Annotated in this window: 13 protein-coding genes and 1 CRISPR repeat array; of the genes, 5 read left to right on the forward strand and 8 right to left on the reverse strand. The window is 60.4% G+C overall.

What is annotated here, in order from left to right:
- Window positions 1–44: 44 nt before the first annotated feature.
- Window positions 45–951: direct repeats of the CRISPR family, unit length 33 nt; unit sequence ATTTCTATCCACGCCCTCCGCGAGGAGGGCGAC.
- 183 nt (window positions 952–1,134) lie between these two features.
- The 7 genes from cas2 to cas3 all read right to left on the reverse strand — a co-directional run bounded on the left by cas2 (window position 1,135) and on the right by cas3 (window position 8,970).
- On the reverse strand, window positions 1,135–1,425 hold the full coding sequence (cas2, locus tag AAAU26_RS00930; RefSeq protein ID WP_207677634.1) for a CRISPR-associated endonuclease Cas2: 291 nt from the start codon (window positions 1,423–1,425) through the stop codon (window positions 1,135–1,137).
- A gap of 9 nt (window positions 1,426–1,434) precedes the next feature.
- Window positions 1,435–2,466, reverse strand: a complete 1,032-nt coding sequence (gene cas1c, locus AAAU26_RS00935; protein ID WP_227619155.1) for a type I-C CRISPR-associated endonuclease Cas1c — start codon at window positions 2,464–2,466, stop codon at window positions 1,435–1,437.
- A complete protein-coding gene (gene cas4 / locus AAAU26_RS00940; RefSeq protein WP_227619156.1) occupies window positions 2,463–3,134 on the reverse strand; it encodes a CRISPR-associated protein Cas4 in 672 nt (223 codons plus the stop codon). Before cas4 ends, cas1c begins: the two co-directional genes overlap by 4 nt.
- On the reverse strand, window positions 3,134–4,018 hold the full coding sequence (gene cas7c / locus AAAU26_RS00945; RefSeq protein ID WP_217212416.1) for a type I-C CRISPR-associated protein Cas7/Csd2: 885 nt from the start codon (window positions 4,016–4,018) through the stop codon (window positions 3,134–3,136). Before cas7c ends, cas4 begins: the two co-directional genes overlap by 1 nt.
- Before the next feature lie 3 nt (window positions 4,019–4,021).
- A complete protein-coding gene (gene cas8c / locus AAAU26_RS00950) occupies window positions 4,022–5,785 on the reverse strand; it encodes a type I-C CRISPR-associated protein Cas8c/Csd1 (protein ID WP_227619157.1) in 1,764 nt (587 codons plus the stop codon).
- On the reverse strand, window positions 5,782–6,480 hold the full coding sequence (gene cas5c, locus AAAU26_RS00955) for a type I-C CRISPR-associated protein Cas5c (protein WP_227619158.1): 699 nt from the start codon (window positions 6,478–6,480) through the stop codon (window positions 5,782–5,784). The genes cas8c and cas5c overlap by 4 nt, the downstream gene beginning before the upstream one ends.
- A 330-nt stretch (window positions 6,481–6,810) precedes the next feature.
- Window positions 6,811–8,970: a CRISPR-associated helicase Cas3' gene (gene cas3, locus AAAU26_RS00960; RefSeq protein ID WP_227619159.1), complete on the reverse strand. Its 2,160-nt coding sequence runs from the start codon at window positions 8,968–8,970 to the stop codon at window positions 6,811–6,813.
- Window positions 8,971–9,501: 531 nt separating this feature from the next.
- On the opposite strand from cas3, the gene AAAU26_RS00965 reads away from it, so the two are divergent.
- From AAAU26_RS00965 to AAAU26_RS00980, 4 genes are all read left to right on the forward strand, one after another.
- Window positions 9,502–10,356 (forward strand): LysR family transcriptional regulator, encoded by an 855-nt coding sequence (locus AAAU26_RS00965; protein ID WP_227619160.1) that lies wholly within the window; start codon window positions 9,502–9,504, stop codon window positions 10,354–10,356.
- 12 nt (window positions 10,357–10,368) lie between these two features.
- Window positions 10,369–11,736: a triphosphoribosyl-dephospho-CoA synthase CitG gene (gene citG, locus AAAU26_RS00970; RefSeq protein WP_227619161.1), complete on the forward strand. Its 1,368-nt coding sequence runs from the start codon at window positions 10,369–10,371 to the stop codon at window positions 11,734–11,736.
- Entirely contained in the window at window positions 11,729–12,772 is a 1,044-nt protein-coding gene (gene citC, locus AAAU26_RS00975; protein ID WP_227619162.1) for a [citrate (pro-3S)-lyase] ligase, read from the forward strand. The genes citG and citC overlap by 8 nt, the downstream gene beginning before the upstream one ends.
- A gap of 91 nt (window positions 12,773–12,863) precedes the next feature.
- Window positions 12,864–13,580: an ATP-binding protein gene (locus AAAU26_RS00980; RefSeq protein ID WP_158403557.1), complete on the forward strand. Its 717-nt coding sequence runs from the start codon at window positions 12,864–12,866 to the stop codon at window positions 13,578–13,580.
- A gap of 56 nt (window positions 13,581–13,636) precedes the next feature.
- Here the strand turns inward: AAAU26_RS00980 and AAAU26_RS00985 are convergent, their stop codons facing one another.
- The gene (locus AAAU26_RS00985) at window positions 13,637–14,491 is read right to left on the reverse strand and encodes a hypothetical protein (RefSeq protein ID WP_227619163.1); all 855 of its coding nucleotides are present in this window, start codon (window positions 14,489–14,491) and stop codon (window positions 13,637–13,639) included.
- A 137-nt stretch (window positions 14,492–14,628) separates the two neighbouring features.
- Here AAAU26_RS00985 and AAAU26_RS00990 point away from each other — a divergent pair, with 137 nt between their 5' ends.
- The gene (locus tag AAAU26_RS00990; RefSeq protein ID WP_227619164.1) at window positions 14,629–15,138 is read left to right on the forward strand and encodes an AAA family ATPase; all 510 of its coding nucleotides are present in this window, start codon (window positions 14,629–14,631) and stop codon (window positions 15,136–15,138) included.
- Window positions 15,139–15,350: the final 212 nt, after the last annotated feature.

The raw sequence follows: 15,350 nt of genomic DNA on the forward strand, positions 1-15,350 counted from the left end.
GGAGGGCGACCTCCTGCATCGGTCTGGTTGTGTGGTCTAGTTTGATTTCTATCCACGCCCTCCGCGAGGAGGGCGACTTGTTTACCATTTCCAGCACCCACGTCTGGTCTTGATTTCTATCCACGCCCTCCGCGAGGAGGGCGACCCACACACAAGGCACGACACACACACCCGGACACTATTTCTATCCACGCCCTCCGCGAGGAGGGCGACTGCCTTGATATATCCACAAGGCGGCTTCGGCCCATTTCTATCCACGCCCTCCGCGAGGAGGGCGACAGCGGGGCGGCATGGCAGCAGCGCAACGGTTGCTATTTCTATCCACGCCCTCCGCGAGGAGGGCGACCCGCCCAGCTCAAAAAGCGGCAGACCGTCCGCGAATTTCTATCCACGCCCTCCGCGAGGAGGGCGACTGTTCTGTGCAGCACGAGCTGCATCTTCTCGCGTATTTCTATCCACGCCCTCCGCGAGGAGGGCGACGAGAGCCGGAGAGCCGTTTTTGCTGTTGCCGGAAATTTCTATCCACGCCCTCCGCGAGGAGGGCGACCTTATTTTTATACTCAAAGGAGGACACCAAACATATTTCTATCCACGCCCTCCGCGAGGAGGGCGACCGACGTCCGGCTTGCGGACACCTCCAACACCTATATTTCTATCCACGCCCTCCGCGAGGAGGGCGACAGCGTGCGTTCGAGCCGGTTCTCAAAATGATTGAATTTCTATCCACGCCCTCCGCGAGGAGGGCGACCGATCGCGCCGGAGGCGCAGCGGGTTATCACGAAATTTCTATCCACGCCCTCCGCGAGGAGGGCGACCTTGCTCTGTGCGTAACTGCCGCCGCCCGAGTCGATTTCTATCCACGCCCTCCGCGAGGAGGGCGACCTTCCTCGGTCTCTCAGAGGACGATATGCAGGAGATATTTCTATCCACGCCCTCCGCGAGGAGGGCGACAGCAAAAACAGAGACAAAATCTCTATTTTCAAACAAATTGTACAACATTCTGCACGAATTTAGAAGAGCCTTGATTTACAACGGGTCAAAGAACTATCCAAATCATGCAAAATGACACAAAAATCCGGTGCGAAGGTGCCGGAAAAATGCTGAGAACTCGCCCTTCGCACCGGGGCGGGAAACTCAGAACAACAGCAGGCCGTCCTGCTCGAAGGGCGGATGAACGCCGATATGCTCCACCTTGTTCTTATAGTTGTTGCCCAGCTGGTAGAAGCGCAGACTGTCCAGCGCAGGGTCGATGAGAGACATCAGCTCCGCCTTGAGAACGGCATACTGCGCGGCATCCAGCAGACACTCGAACACGGAGTTCTGCACCCGCTGGCCGTGGTCCACACAGCGCTTGGCGACTTTGCGCAGACGTTTGCGCCCGGCAGGAGTTTCGGTGTTGACGTCGTAGGTGATGAGGACCAGCATACACATCCCTCACTTCCAGAAAAATGGCGGGTAAAGCTCCATATCGCCCCGCAGGGTGCGGGCCAGAAGCAGAGCCTGCACATAAGGCACGAGGCCCCACGGAAGCTTTTCGTTCAGGAACGGGTGGGTGATGGTCTCCTGCTTGCGGGTCTGCCACCCGCCCAGAAAGGCGCGGCGGCCCTCATCGGTGAGAAGGACGGCCCCGTTCTCCTGCTTCTGGAAATGCTTCGGCGTCATGATTTTCTGGTTGATGCAGGAGAGCACGAAGCGGTCGGCATAAACTGCACGCAGCTCTTCCATGAGGTCGAGGGCGAGGCTCCTGCGCCCGGGCCGGGCGCGGTGGAGAAAGCCGACGTAGGGGTCGAGGCCCACACTCTGAAGAGCCGCCGTGCAGTCGGAGGCCAGAAGCGAATAAGCGAAAGAGAGCAGGGCATTGGTATTGTCCAGTGGCGGGCGGCGGCTCCGACCGGTGAAGGCAAAATCATCGTGCTGCTGCAGGATGAGTGAATCAAAGCAGTCGAAATACCGCTGTGCTGCCTCGCCCTCCAGACCGCGAAGCTGGTCGAGGTCGTCACACTGTTCGATGAGGGGCAGCGCCGCCGCCAGCTGGGCGCTGGTGCGCTTGAGCTGTTCCACCGGCACCCGCTGGGGGTGGTCGCGGGTGGCCCGTTCCAGCACCCAGCGGGCGTTATAGACTTTGCCCAGGATGAAATTGCGCGCATAGAGACAGCTCTCTGCCTCGCTGTCTGCGATGCGGTACTGGGTCTGCCGCAGCAGGACGTTGCCCCGCTCTTCGCCTACGGCCCGGGCCAGAAAGCGGCCCTGCGGGCTGAAAAAGCTCAAATCGACCCCGAGGCTGGCGCATTTACCCATCAGGGCAGGGCTTGCGCCGGGATAGCTGAAGCAGACGATGCCTTCCAGCGTGTGGAGCGGGACCCGGCCAATTTCAGCCTTGTTGCAGAGCAGGACGATGTTCTCCCCCTCGAGGGAAAGGTAGGCGTCCTTGTTGAGGACGTAGAGCGTGTTCAAAAACTTTCTCATGGCACAGCCTCCTGCATCTCGTCCAGATGGGCGCGGAGATAGGCTTTCGGGTCGGCACGCTGATACAGCACGGGGAGGCAGAGCTCTTTGAGGGAGCAGGCGCTGCAGTGGGTGCCGGGCTTCGACTTGGGGGTATAGCCCCGGGCAAAATAGGCGTGCATCTCGTCGGCCATCTTCTGGGTGGTCTGGCGCAGTTCTTCGGTCAGCGGCACGACCTCCCGCCGCCGCGTTTCCTCGTAGAAGAGCGCACCCTCCTGGATGCTGCACACCAGCATCTCTTCCAGCGCCATGGCCTGTGCGCAGAGCTGCAGCCGGTCAGCGTCGCTGGCCTTGGCGCGGCCATGCTTGTACTCGACAGGCATGGGCTTCCAAAGCCCTTCCGTGCTTTGCAGGGGGATGCCCTCCGGGTCGGCCCGGAACTCGACGACATCGCAGTTTCCGCTCAGGCCCAGCCGACGGCTGACCACCTGCATCCCTCGGGTGATGAGCAGGCCGCCGCGCCGTTCGGTCTGGTCTGCGTCATGGCAGCGGGCGTGGTCGAGCTGGCCTTCGACGGTGCGGCGGTTCTCCGCCCACTGCTGTTCCAGATGGATGAGCGCCCACTGGCGGCGGCAGAAGCAGAAGTGCTGGATGCCCGACAGGGGCAGCCAGTCGTCTGCGCCGCCCATCAGGACAGCCTCTCGCAGGTGACTCCTTCCGGCAGAGTGTCTGCCACCGTGACGGTGTAGTCGCGGTAGCTGCGGGCGGCGTCCACATCGGGCTTGCGCTGGACGGCGACGGAGTCGAAGAGCTTATAGGCCGGGGCATTGCCCAGCTCAGAATCGTGCTTGAACACGATGAGCTCCCGCACGGCCATCTTGCCCCGGGCAGCGCTGTGGTCGTTCTCGAACATATTCAGAATGGCAGTCCACAGAAGTTTCAAATCATCCTCGGAGAAGCCGGTGGTCTTCCGGGCGAGGTTGGCCGAGACATAGCCCTCGGCGCGGTAGAGGGCGTAAGGCACGATGTGCTTGCGGCCCATCTCAGTACCCTTCTTCTCGGCATCGGCCTCGGTAGTGATGGCCACGCGGGTGATGGTGACTTCCTGCGGGACGATAGGGTCCACCGACCGGGCAAAGCTCAGCTGGACGGGGCCGCGCACCTGACCGCAGTTCAGCGCACCCTTGACGAAGGTGGTCATGACGGCACCGAAGGTGCGGATGTCGAAGTAGTTCTCACACATATAGTCCCGCAGCTTGGCATCGATGTCGGGGTCGGCCTTTTTGGCAGCTTTCAGGTCGGGGTCGATGCCCAGAGTTTTGATGGCCTCGGCATCGCTGCGGTTGAGGGGAACGCCGTCCTTGATGTAGATACGATAGCCTTTTTCGTCCTCTTTCAGGGTCTCGACATAGTTGCGGATCTTCCGCTTGAGGCAGACGTCGGTCACCAGACCGTAGCCCGTCTCGGGGTCGATACGGGGCATATTGCCTGCATCGGGGTCGCCGTTGGGGTTGCCGTTCTCGACGTCGAACAGGATAACGAAATCATAGCGGTTCTTGATGGGCTCAGACATGGTTTATTCCTCCTCATTCTTTTTGGCGTAGCGTTTCTGGGTCTGGTGGTAGTAGCCGATCTCAAAGGCACCCTGCTCCGGCAGGCTGAGCCGCGCCGGGAAGCCTGTCTCGGGCAGCTGGGCCATCAGCTCGGTGAGCTGTTTGCTGAAATGCACCTCGTTGGGGGTGCTCATCTTCTGCAGATGCTTCTGAGCCAGCTTGACCAGCGTAGGGAAGGCCGTTGCCGGGGTGGCACAGGCCGAGTTGAAGTACCGGTCTTTGATGGTGGCGTTGATGCCGGGATTGGCGACGCTCTGGATCGTCTCCAGCACAGAGAAGAGACGCCCCAGAACATAGGGGACATTGCTGCTTTCGTTCAGGCTCACGGTAAATACCTCCTTGTTGAGCTCGGTGGGGTAGTTGCGGAGATAGTAGGCTTTCAGGATGGCGGCGCGGCCCCGGGTGACTTCCCGTTCGGCCCGGATGCGGAGGGTCACGCCGTTGAGCAGAGTGGCGGGGTACGGCCCGCCGGTGAGGATGGCCCGGAGCAGGTCGCCCACCAGCTGGGGCGATGGAGTTTTGTCCCGGGATTTCTGGTTGACCGTCTCCTGCGCCAGCGCCCAGACCGACAGGTTTTCCCACTTGTCGAAGGCGGGGCGGGTGATGCTGAGCCGGTCGGCGTGGTCCTGCAGATTTTTGGCAAACTGTCCGAAACTGCTGTGCAGGAAGAACCGGACGGAGAGCCGGGCCGCGTTGGGCGAGATGCCCAGCACATAGAAGTTCTGGTTCGGGTCCAGCTTGTCATCGAGGAAGGAAACGGGGCGTCCTTGAGAAAGGGCTTTCAGTGCGGCGGCAAGGTCGCTTTCCGAGACGCCGCGCGCCTCGGCACCGCCGCAGAAAAACATCAGCATGGCGTTTGAGTAGGCGGGAGCGGCGTTTTCGGCCCAGCAGACGATGGTGGTGTCGCCGATGCGCTGACAGCAATTCCGGTCAGCCAGCAGCAGATTGAGGGCCGTGGTATAGGCGAAAGCCGCGTACTCGCTGACAGGGGCGTTGGCACCCTGCTCATGGCCATAGGAGCAGAAAGCGGGCGCGTTGAAGGAGACCAGTGCCGCACCGGCGGCCTGTGCGCCCATCACACCCTTGATGGCGGGGTGGATGCGGGCGATGCCGGCCTCTTTGCCGGTGATGAGGCAGCGGGCCGTCTCGGCGTCTGCATCGGAGGTGTCAAAGGCGGACTGCCATGCGGCCCGGATGGCGTCATCTGTGGTGGCCAGCCAGTGGGCGCCGTCGGGGGATTCGTAGCCGAACACAAGGTTCGCGTTGTTGTTCAGGTCAGCCCACTGCTCTGCCAGCAGCGGGTGGGTGGGGGCTGTATCTGGCTCCCAGCTGTCAAAAAAGGCGAGGATGGCTTTGGCGGCAGGGGAGTCCACGCCGTCGAGAACCTTGTGGTGAAGGGCGGCACAGGCTTCGAAGCACTGGCGGGAACGCTCGGGCTTGCCCTTTTCGTCTGCGCCCAGCAGATAGGACGTATTGTCGCACAAAAAATTCGCGGCGACGCCGGAGGCACGCTTGACCCGGTGGGGGACAGGGAGATCACGGGGGGCGATGACGGTCTTTTTGCCCTTGGGGACTTCCTGCCGCAGGTCGTTGAGGGCGAGGAGCTGGCCGTCCGGGCCGAGGCGCAGTTCATAGCTGACTTTGAAGCGGCTGTCCCAGCCGGGGGCCTCCACCTTGCCCTGCTTCAAGAGCTGTTCATAATAGGCGGTGAGTGCTTGGAGTATCATGTGAACACCTCCACGTCCCGGCATTCCATCACGCCGTCCACCAGCTTTGCGCGGAAGAACTGGCTGCGGATGTTGGCCGAATCAGAGTAATCGAGGCTGTGGAGCATGAAGCCGAGGTCCTGCGTGACCTTCAGCGCCGGAATGCTGCCGCCCGGCCACTCCCGGAAGTTGGCCGGGAACTCTCGGCACCCGAAACAGGGCTGGTGATAGCACTGACCTTTGCGCAGGCGTCGGCGCAGGATGTCCTGGAACTTGCCGGGATTGTCGCTGGGGGCGGCCTTGTCTGTCAAATCAAAGTGACACTCGATGACGTAGTGGACGTCCTGCAGGACCATCGCGGCCCGCTGCTGGATGTCCTCCGAGGTGTAGAGCACCGGCGGCGTGCCGCCTTTGGCCGCACTGAGGGCGGCGGAGGACAGCAGGGTGGACTTGACCTCGTTGCGCCGGATGTTGGTGAACCGGATGGGCCGCTGGGTGTACTCCTCGGTGGACGCTTCGTCCTCGGGGTCAAGGCCGAAGGGCTTGAGAAGATAGATGCGGTCAACCGTATAACGCAGCCCGGGGTGCCAGTAGATGGCCTCCACAAGGCCCCGCGCAGCGGACGGGGTGGGCATGTCGTAGCTCACACGCTCGGTCTTCATTTCCGGACGAGTGAAACAGGCATAGTCGCCCCATACTTCAATGAGCATGGACATCAGCATCGCCTCCTTTCCGGGTGAAGTTGAATTTTCAGACTAAGATGAATGTTAGCCATTGCAACCACCTCTTCACTATTAAACTTCATTTATTTGATAATCGGACATGTCTCTATATCCTTTCTGAGCTTAGTATATCCTTTCTCGAAAGTGTTGTCAAGGAGTTGTGCGGAATTATCTGGAACATGTTGAAAAAAAGTTCGTTTTTCCGTATACTGTTGGTGTCGTTGGAGGTTTGGATGCCTCTGATGAGGATTGAAATATTTAATTGATGTCGGAGATGTCAAGGGGAAGCGGCAAAGCGGTGTATGCTTTGCCGCTTCTCTCTTTTTAGAAGTAAAGGCCGATGCCCGTCTCCACATCCATGGCAAGGCCGGTCTTTTCACTGTAGCAGCTGGTGTCGGTGAGGATGGCGGAACCATCGGGCCGCAGTTCCAGCGCCCCGGCGGCGTCAAGCTTGTCGAACTGGTCCTTATAGCAGGAGACGCTGTAAACGCCCAGCTTCCGCAGCAGCGTCCGGGTAACATGACCGCTGCGCAGCTGTTCACAGAGGGCTGCGCCCTCGCCGACGGGCAGATAGACCGTGCGGGCAGCGTTCTCGATGAGGCGGAATTCCTCCGCCACCTGTGCAAAGGGGAACTGGCAGCCCCGGATGCCCCGGAGAAAGGCATCCAGAATGCCGTGCTTGTCCACGGCGTCGGGGCCGCGCAGGTCGGAAAGCTCGTTGAAGTAGAGCTGAATGGCCCGGGGCGTGTCCAGTGTGCCCTGATGCCGGGCGGTGTAGTCCAGCGCGCTGACGTTCTGCCTGAGCATCTGGGGCGTGGAACACTCGTCCAGCCGGAACCGGTAAACGATGCTTTCCTCTGCGCCCCGCCGCCCCTCGCGGTTGCAACGCCCGGCAGTCTGTAAGAGCGAGTCAAGACCGCACTGCTCGCGGTAAGCGACGGGAAAATCCACGTCCACGCCCGCCTCGATGAGAGAAGTGGACACCACCCGGCAGGGCAGACCCTCTTTCAGTCGCTGGCGGATGGCGTCCAGCTGACGGCGGCGGTCGGCGGCGCAGAGCAGGGTGGTCAGGCAGTAGCTGCCCTCGGCGGGCAGAGCAGCGTAGAGCTGCTGGGCCGTCTTGCGGCGGTTGACCACGCAGAGCACCTGCGGGTGCCGGGCCAGCCGGGCGGCGAACTCCTCCTGCGGCAGGGTGCCGAGGTCTTGCAGTGTGGTGCGCCGGAGCACTTCGTAGAGGCAGGCCGCGTCGGGCGTGATCTCCTGCGGGTGGAGCTCAGGCGCAAAGCGCCGGAACAGCGGCTCAAGGGCAGGCTGGGTGGCCGTGCAGAGGACGGCCGTGGAGTGGTAATGCTGGATGAGCTGGGCGATGGCACTGACGCAGGGGGCAAGGTAGTCGCCCGGGAGGGTCTGCGCCTCGTCGAAGATGATGACGCTGTCGGCGATGTTGTGGAGCTTGCGGCAGCGGCTGCTGCGGTTGGCGTAGAGCGACTCGAAGAACTGCACCGCCGTCGTCACCACAACGGGGGCGTCCCAGTTTTCGCTGGCCAGCATCTGGCGGTACTGGGCGGGGGTCAGGTCGTCCTGCTCAACAGTCTTGTACTCGGCGTTGGAGAAGTCGGCCAGAACATTTTCTGCGCCCAGCAGGCCCGAGAAGACGGCGGCGGTCTGATCGATGATGGACATATAAGGAATGACGTAGATGACCCGCTTTATCTTCTGGGCGGCGGCGTGCTCCAGCGCAAAGGCGAGGGAGGCGAAGGTCTTGCCGCCGCCGGTGGGTACGGTGAGGGTGTAGAGCCCCTGCGGGCCGTGCGCGCCTTTCTCGAGGCAGGCGCGGAGGACGGTGTTGCGCTGGACGCTGACGGGCGAGGGCGATTCGGCGCTGAGATAGCGCTGCGCCTGTGCCGAGACGATGTCCCGCAGCGCGGCGATGTCCGTGCCGCTGCCCCGGGGTGCGGCCTTGCCGTCCATGAAGGTCTCGGTGTCGATGAAGTCGGCGTCCACGAGGCAGGAGTAGAGCATCCGGGTAAAGAACGCGAGGCTCAGCGGGTCGGCGCAGGCCCATGTGGGCGGCGTCGAGGCGGGGAGCGTTACTTCCTGCCAGCCGTCGTAGGGGGCTATCGGCTTCTTGCTCCGGCCAAATAGGGTGGCGTCGCCCGGGTCATCGGCGGGGCTCCCGCCATCGGGCAGGCCGCTGTGGTGTCCGGCCACGGCAAAGGCAGTGTGGAGATGTTGGCGAACCCAGGCCTCCTGCGCCCCGGCGGTGGAGTGGTCCACCTTTGGGCCGCCTTTGAGCCGCAGCTGGAAGGCGTCGCTGTACTTCCCGACGTCGTGGAGCCACGCGGCAAATTCGGCCTCACTCTGTGCCCCGAAGGGGGCTGCGAAGGAACCGGCCAGTCTGGCAGTGCCGGCGAGATGGTCGTAGACGGTCTGGGTGCGGGTGCCATCCTCGCTGATGTGGGCGAGACGTGTGGAGTGCTCCATAAAATGACCTCCTGACTCTGGTTTGCAATAAGGATACGCTTTTCAAAAAGCGGCTGTCAACAAAACGCGCTTTTCGACGAAAAATTCTGGGACTTTGCACAAAAAGCAGACGGAAAAATCTGCAATGTGCCAAAGAAGAAAGAAACGAGTATTTTCATGTTTTTATAATAATACAAATAATGTCCAATAAACTGTACTTTTACTGATTTTTCAGGCAAAAATGAAAAGAGAACTGCGTTTTCAGTACTGCGGGAGGAAGACCGCCCATCAGCAAAGAAAAAATGAAGATGTTGTGTACAACAACACCGCATTAAGATGGAATTAAGGCAGGGTTAAGAAAGCCGCAAGAAAAGTGCTGAGTTATTCCATCTGGGAATGGACTTTCGGAAAAATCAAGGCGAATATCCCCCTTTTCATTTGCTGAAATCTGTTGTATTATGAATAACAGATATGGAATCGGAGAAAAAGCGCCGCGATGAAGCGCAAACAGAAATGATAAGAAAAATAAAGGGCAATAGGGGGAGAGCTACGATGGACGAAAAAGATTACGAGCTGCTGCACGCACTGGACGAGACGCGCAACATCACCCACGCAGCGGACAAACTGTACATGACCCAGTCGGCACTTTCCAAGCGCATCAAGGCGCTGGAACAGGAGCTGGGGGTGGAGATCGTGCTGCGCTCACGGCAGGGCATCCGCTTCACGCCGGCAGGCGAACAGGTGCTGCTCCACAGCGCCGCCGCCGCCCGCGAGATGGAAAAGATGCGCCGCCAGCTGGCTGCCATCCAGGGCGAAGCCTGCGGCACCCTGCGGGCAGGCATCTCGGTGAACTTCTCCTACTACCGTCTGCCCGAGGTGCTGACCGAGTACCACAAAGCCTACCCGAAGGTACGCCTCGACATCGCTACCGGCCACAGCCGGAACATCTACCAGCAGATGCTGGACTCTTCGCGGGACGTGGCAGTGCTGCGGGGCGAGTATCCGTGGGACGGTACCCAGTTCCTGCTCTCGCAGGAGAATATCTGCTTCATCTGCAGCGAGGAGAACAAGGACAGGCCCATCTCCGATTACCTTTATATCGACCACAGCAGCGACGCCACCATCAGCGCCCAGATGGCCCGCTGGCGCTACGAGAACGGCGTGACCAACGATGCGGGCAATTTTGTGGTGGATAACATCATGGTCTGCCGCGAGATGGTGGAGCGGGGCCTTGGCTGGGCGCTGATGCCGGAAGTGGCGCTGGATAACTTCAAAGGATATGTCAAGCCCTGCACCTTCGAGAACGGTGAGCCCTTCGTCCGGCGCACTTATATTTTCTGCCAGAGAGACGCAGCCGCCCTGCCGCAGGTGCAGCTCTTTATGGACATGCTCAAAAAGCACCGCTGAGAGGAGAAAAACATGGAAACGACTGTTTCGCTGGTCCAGATGCTGGATGCACGGGAGCGCCGGGTGCAGCATCAGCAGGAGCTGTTGGCCCAGTATCACAAGCCGCTCATCTGCTTTACCATGAATATCTGCGGCCCGATAAAGGATTCGCCCCTCATCCGGCGGGGCTTTGCGCGGGGGCGTCAGCTGCTGCGCCAGCAGTTTCTGCGGGCAAAGCTGACGCCGCTGTATCAGGACGCCGTCCGGGAAGTGACCGGTTGCGAGGCGTTCTATGTGCTGGACGCCGACCCGCTGACTATCAAGAAATTCACCACCGACATCGAGGACGCCACTCCGCTGGGGCGGCTGTTCGACATGGACGTCATCCGTCCGGACGGCCTCAAAGTGGACAGAGAAGAGCTAAACCTCGAAGGCCGCCGCTGTCTCATCTGCGGCGGGCCTGCTAAGGTGTGCAGCAGCCGCCGCGTCCATACCGTGGCCGAACTGCAGGAAAAGACGACGGAGATCTTGACCGAGGCCCGGGACGCGCAGGACATTGCCGACGCGGCCCGTCTGGCCGTCCGCGCCCTGCTCTACGAAGTGACCACCACCCCGAAGCCCGGCCTTGTGGACCGGCGCAACAGCGGAAGCCATAAAGACATGGACGTCTTCACCTTCATGGACAGCGCCGCGGCGCTCTACCCCTATTTTGAAGCCTGCGCCCGGACGGGCCGTGAGACGGCGGAACAGCCCGCGTCCGAGACGTTCGCGGCCCTGCGGCCTCTGGGTTGTGAGGCCGAGGGCGAGATGCTGGACGCCACCGGCGGCGTCAACACCCACAAGGGCGCGGTCTTTTCGGTGGGCATCGTCTGCGCGGCGCTGGGACGCCTCGACCGCTCCCTCTGGGCCGAAGCAGCCCGCGTTCTGGCGGAAGTATCCGCAATGACGGCGGGCCTGACCGAGAAGGATTTTGCAGGCGTCACTGCCGAGAACGCCGCCACCGTGGGCCAGAAGCTTTATATTCAGTACGGTATCACTGGTGTGCGGGGGCAGGTGGAAGCTGGACTTCCCACGGTGCTGAATGTCGGTCTGCCGGTGCTGGAAGAGGGCCTTGCCAAGGGTTACGACTTCGACCGCGTCGGCGGCGGCGCACTGCTGGCCATCCTGGCCAACAGCACTGATACCAACATCATTGCCCGCTCGAGCCGGGAGCGTCAGCTGGCCCTCACCGAAGAGCTGAAAGCCCTTCTCGCCCAGACACCTTACCCGGATAAAGATGCGCTCGCGGCGCTGGATGACCGGTTCATTGCGGAAAATCTCTCGCCCGGCGGCAGTGCCGACCTGCTGGCGCTGACCTGGCTGCTCCATTTTGTTACTACTAAGGGGAATATCAATGAGTGAATATACCATTTCGCAGGTCTATCCGACCGATAAAACCGTTCTGGCCCAAATCGACACACTGCTGGGTCAGGAGGGCATCCGCCGCGACGGCAATCTGGACTACATCTGCGCCATGTTCGACGAGGAATATAACGTCATCGGCACCGGCAGCTGCTTCGGCAATACCCTGCGGTGCTTCGCCGTCAGCAGTGCCCATCAGGGCGAGGGTCTGCTGAACCAGATCATCACCCACCTCATCGAGGTGCAGTGCGCGCGGGGGAATATGCACCTGTTTCTCTACACCAAGGTAAAAAGCTCCAAATTTTTCGGCGACCTCGGCTTCTACGAGATCGCCCGGGTGGAGGATACCCTTGTCTTCATGGAGAACCGCCGCGACGGCTTCGGAGCTTATCTGCGCGATCTGGAAAAGACCAGGACCGAGGGCAAAAGTGCGGCCCTCGTCATGAACGCGAACCCTTTTACCCTCGGTCATCAGTATCTTGTGGAAAAAGCTGCTGCCGCCTGCGACACGCTCCACCTGTTCGTGGTCAGTGAGGACGCCAGCCTCGTGCCTTTTGCCGTGCGCAGGAAGCTGGTGGAGGCGGGCGTGGCCCATCTGCCGAATGTGGTGCTCCACGACAGCGGCCCCTACATCATCTCGAATGCCACCTTCCCCAGTTACTTCCTGAAGGATGAGGCAGCTGTCATCGACGGCCACGCCCGACTGGACCTCGCTGTCTTTACAAAAATCGCGGCGGCGCTGAACATCACTGCCCGCTATGTGGGCGAGGAGCCTACCAGTCAGGTGACGGGGCTTTACAACCAGATTATGTGCGAGCAGCTGCCCAAAGCGGGTATCGCGTGTGTCGTTGTACCCCGCAAAGAAGCAAACGGCAAGGCCATCAGTGCTTCCACCGTCCGCCAGTGCCTGCAGAGCGGCGACTGGGATACCCTCGAGACGCTGCTGCCCAAGACCAGCCTCGACTATTTCCGCAGCCCGGAGGCAGAGCCGGTGCTGGCACGCATCCGCAATGCGGGCAATGTCGTGCATTACTGAGAAAAACTTCCTCTCTCTTTGTGGTCATGACAACAGAAATAAGACGAAGCATCTGTTATAATAGGCCCATCAAGAAAAGGAGAGTGTGGATATGATCCGTAAAATCATTCATATAGACGAAGAAAAATGCAATGGCTGTGGTGCCTGTGTCACTGCCTGCCATGAGGGTGCCATCGGCCTCGTGAACGGAAAGGCCAAGCTCATGCGCGACGACTACTGCGACGGCTTCGGCGACTGCCTGCCCGGCTGCCCCACCGGTGCCATCACCTTCGAGGAGCGGGAGGCCGCTGCCTACGATGAGCAGGCTGTGCTGGAAAACAAACAGAAAAAGGCTGCTGCCGCTGCCGAAAAGCCCGTCTTCCACGGCTGCCCGGGCAGCGCCATGCGCCAGTTTGACCGCCAGCAGGCCGCACCGGCTGCAGCTCCTGCCGCCGCCCAGCCCTCGCAGCTGGCCCAGTGGCCCTGCCAGATCAAGCTCGTGCCGGTGAATGCACCCTATTTTGATGGTGCCAAGCTGCTTATCGCCGCCGACTGCACCGCCTACGCCTACGCGAACATCCATCAGGAGTTCATGCGCGGCCATGTTACCCTCATCGGCTGCCCCAAGCTGGATGCCGTGGACTACAGCGAGAAGCTGACCGAGATCATCCGCAATAACGACATCAAGAGCGTTACCGTCCTGCGGATGGAGGTGCCTTGCTGCGGAGGTCTCGAACACGCCGCCGTCACTGCCCTCAAGAACAGCGGCAAGTTCATCCCCTGGAATGTCGTCACCTTCTCGGTGGATGGCCGTATCCTCGACCGGTAAATAATCGCAAACAAAAAAGCAGACGCTGCACAAAGCGTCTGCTTTTTTTGTATCATTCAGGTTGTGGTCTGGGCGGCAGACTGTATCATCTTCCAGACAGACTCGATGCTCTGGCGTATCTGAGCCAGCGTGGCGATGTCCTCGTCACTCATCCGGGAAGCCGGGGGAGAGAGCACCGTCTTGGCAGAGGTCACCGTGCCGGTGAGCTGGATGTGGACGTTGTGGTCCGGGATGGTCAGCAACACATGGATGGGCGTGGTCTTCGAGAAGAGAGCGTCTGTCGAAAAGCCGAGCACGAGGGTCGTGCCGTCGGCTGCGGCGGGGAACTGATAGTAGCGGTAGCCGTCCCGTGCGGCAGAAGGAGAGACTTTTTTCAGCCCCTTGAGCGAGAGGGTGAAGCCGGAAAGCTCCTGAAGCTCGACCTTGTTCGTCTCGACGCCCAGCACGGCGGAAGCCTGTGTCTGGGAGATGTAGTCTCCGAGGCTCCACTCGGGCAGAAGAACGCTTGCGATGGAGAGTTTATCGGTGACAGCCTGACGCAGAACGGTGTAGAGCTGCCCGATGTCGAAGAGCGTCTCTTCCGAGTCGATATAGACCCGGGTGAAGGGAGACGTCTTGACGGAGTCGTCTTCGTTGAGCTGGTAGAAAGAGAGCTGCAGCTTTCCGGGCGCATACTGGCCGCTGATACTGCCGCTGGAAGCGTTCACCCGATCGAGGATGTTCAGCAGCGGCGGCTTATCCGGGCTGTTGGGCGTTATCTCATACCGGAAGGTGAAGGATGCACCGGTTTGCAGAGCCGAGATTTTGCTGTGCAGCTGGAAAAAGACCACGCCCACAGCGACCACTACGGCCACCAGCACGACCGCTAAAGCAACAAAAAGCGGATTGACACGTTTTTTTGGAGATGCCATCTGCAAGACCTCCTGTCATAGACTCTATGATTATAGCATACGAGCAGGTGGACGAAATGTCAAGCCGGAACTTGACGTTATCAGACGGTCAGCGTATACTGTCTGATACATCTTATATAAGGTAAAAGGAGGCAGAGATGAAAATAGCGATACTTGGTACCAGCGGCAGCGGGAAATCCACGCTGGCAAAGCGCCTGGGGGAGAGATACGGCCTGCCGGTGCTCCATATGGATACCGTGCATTTCCTGCCCGGCTGGGTGGAGCGGCCCTTCGCCGAGGAAGAAGCCATTGTCCGGCAGTTTCTCGACGAGAACGCAGGCGGCTGGGTCATCGACGGCAATTATAGCAAGAACTGCTATGCCCGTCGGCTGAAAGAAGCGGATAAAATCATCGTGCTCTGGTTTTCACCGCTGGTCTGCCTTTGGCGGGCGATACGGCGCTGGCAGCAGAACAAAGGCCGTGTGAGGGAGTCGTCTGCGCCCGGGTGCGAAGAGAAGATAGATGCCGAATTCGTCCGCTGGATCCTCCACGATGGGCGCACGAAGCAAAAGTGGGCGAAGATGGAGAGGATCGGGGAAAAGTACCCGGAGAAATATGTATTGATTCGGAACCAGCGGGAGCTGGATGGGTTCTTAAAGGAACTTTGAACTGGTTCTCGCGCCGATGGCGCGGGGGCAGAGCGCGGTTACGCGAGGTTAAGTTCTCTTTTGCGTGCCAAAAGAGAACCAGAACTGGTTCTCGCGCCTGTGCGCGGGGCAGAGCGCTTTTTCATTAAGGCTAATTGTTCTCTTTTGCTGGCAAAAGAGAACCAGAAAACCACCAGCGATTTCGACGCGCTGGACCCACGAGAAAGGGGCTG

The organism is Faecalibacterium longum (assembly GCF_040094125.1).
Classification (GTDB): domain Bacteria; phylum Bacillota; class Clostridia; order Oscillospirales; family Ruminococcaceae; genus Faecalibacterium; species Faecalibacterium longum.